Source organism: Idiomarina sp. UBA3176 (assembly GCF_002364295.1).
GTDB classification, from domain to species: Bacteria; Pseudomonadota; Gammaproteobacteria; order Enterobacterales; family Alteromonadaceae; genus Idiomarina; species Idiomarina loihiensis.
This window is the reverse complement of sequence record NZ_DEXU01000004.1, coordinates 1,437-3,674: the sequence shown is the minus strand read 5'-3', so window position 1 is coordinate 3,674 and position 2,238 is coordinate 1,437. Positions and strand designations below refer to the sequence as shown.

Below are 2,238 nucleotides of genomic sequence, written 5' to 3'. Positions count from 1 at the left end.
GTTCCAGGGCAAGATGGGATACCACATTCATTTAGCCCTTCGCAGACGTAATCTCCTAAACCGGCAAACCAGTCTTTTTGCTTATCGGACAAATCATTACTGAGTAAAAGGCCGTTATCCTGATCTGAACTTAAAGTTTGATCTTCCCTGCCCTGCGAGCCAAATGCTAACCAGCTATAAGCGGCTGGTGCGGCGCCGTTTTCCTGCTCATAAAGCTGTATAAGCTGGCGTGTCATGCCGTCAGTAACCGATGCCATAAGCCGACCTAAAACAGATGTTTGTTTTACACGGCTGGCAAAAGTCTGCAAATATTCAGGAAGTTTTTGCGCTTCTTCTATCAGTTGTGATTTACTGCTAGCCTTACGAATTGCGCTGATAAGGAATACAGGATCGCTACGCTGCTGACGGATTAAATCCGTAGCGGTCACCATGCCGACAGGTTGATTTTGATCGTTAACCACCGGCAAATGGTGAATATTGCTGGAGGTCATGGTGGTTAACGCATCCATTAACGAGCGATTTTCGTAAACCGATTCCGGCAGTTGTGTCATTACCGCAGAAACGCGCACATCCAGCGGTAAGCCCTCAGCCACTACTCGGTTTCTTAAGTCTCTGTCCGTTAAAATACCGACCAATTGGGTGTCATCAACGACCAAAACAGACGATATACCATGGCTAGCCATTAGCTTAGCCGCTTCTTGCACTGACGTGCTGCTGGATAAACTAACCGGAGGCATGGACACAACACTGCCTACCGTCTGCTCACTCCAGTCACTATCAGTGCCGTCATCACTTTTTTGTTCCGTTAATAAACGTTGACCATGAGCCCTTATAAAGTACTGCTCGAAAGATTTTGACACATTGCGAAGCCGATCAAACGCCGACTGTGGCAAAACATAAACAATACCGTCTTCTATCGCCTGTAATTTATTAACCACTTCACGGCCTGATAGCAAAGATGGATAGCCAAATAAATCGCCGCTTTCCAAACGCTCAATCAGTCGCCCGTCGGCCCCTCTTAAATCAAAAACACCTGAGCGCACGATGAACAGAGCCGGCTTCATATCTTTTAATATATCGTTGCAGTTCTGATCATTCATATAAACCGACTGCAACTGCGATACAGCCCAGCTTCTTTGCTCTTCCGCTAACGTATCAAAAGGAGGGCAGTCTTGTAGAAATGAATTAACTTCCATGGCTAATCCTAATTTATAGAGAAGCAAATTTCAGTTTTGTGTATTAACTTGAGTTAGTCAATAAAAAGCCCAGCACTAGGCTGGGCTTCAATTAGGATATATCTCGTTAGTGAGACTTAGCTTCACCGGACCCTTTTGGATACCGTATAGACTCAACCAGTTCCTGAATTTCTTCCGGGGCGTCACCAGTAAACTTATGCACGACAACTGCTACAACAAAGTTGATGATCATGCCTAAGGTACCAATACCCTCAGGGGAAATTCCGAATAACCAGTTTTCTTGAGTATTCAGTTCGGGAGCGACGAACTTGAAGTACACGATATAACTGAAGGTAAATAGTATACCCACAACCATACCAGCTATCGCACCTGTGCTGTTCATACGTTTATGGAATACACCCATGATTATCGCAGGGAAGAAGCTTGCTGCGGCTAAGCCGAAGGCAAAGGCGACCACCTGCGCCACGAAGCCGGGCGGGTATATACCAAAGTAGACTGAGATGACAATTGCCGTCGCAGCTGCAACCCTGGCGTATAACAACTCTTGTTTATCTGTTATATTCGGCGCCAAATTTCGTTTCAGTAAGTCGTGCGAAACGGAGGTTGATATAACCAGTAGAAGGCCTGCTGACGTAGAAAGTGCTGCGGCAACACCACCTGCTGCAACCAAAGCGACAACCCAGGCCGGCAATTCACCAATTTCAGGATTCGCCAATACCATGATGTCACGGTCAATGGTCATTTCATTGCGTTCATCACCTGAGTAAAACATTTTGCCGTCGTTGTTGTTGTCTTCCCACGTGATTAGGCCGGTTTTTTCCCAGTTTTTAATCCAGCTTGGTGCGTTATCGTATTCAACACCTTGTAGGTCTGGACCATTAATGGTGTTGAAAATATTTACTTTAGCAAACGAAGCAATAGTCGGAGCTGTTAAGTAAACCACTGAAATAAATGTCAGAGCCCAGAAAGCTGAACGGCGTGCATCACGTACTTTCGGTACTGTAAAGAAACGCACGATAACGTGAGGCAGACCAGCGGTACC

Annotated in this window: 2 protein-coding genes; both read right to left on the bottom strand. The window is 45.8% G+C overall.

The window, feature by feature from the left end:
- A partial coding sequence (locus B2U97_RS01495; RefSeq protein WP_286830183.1) for a DUF294 nucleotidyltransferase-like domain-containing protein occupies positions 1 to 1,196 on the bottom strand: 1,196 nt, incomplete at its 3' end.
- 106 nt (positions 1,197 to 1,302) lie between these two features.
- A partial coding sequence (locus tag B2U97_RS01490) for a VC_2705 family sodium/solute symporter (RefSeq protein ID WP_286830181.1) occupies positions 1,303 to 2,238 on the bottom strand: 936 nt, incomplete at its 5' end.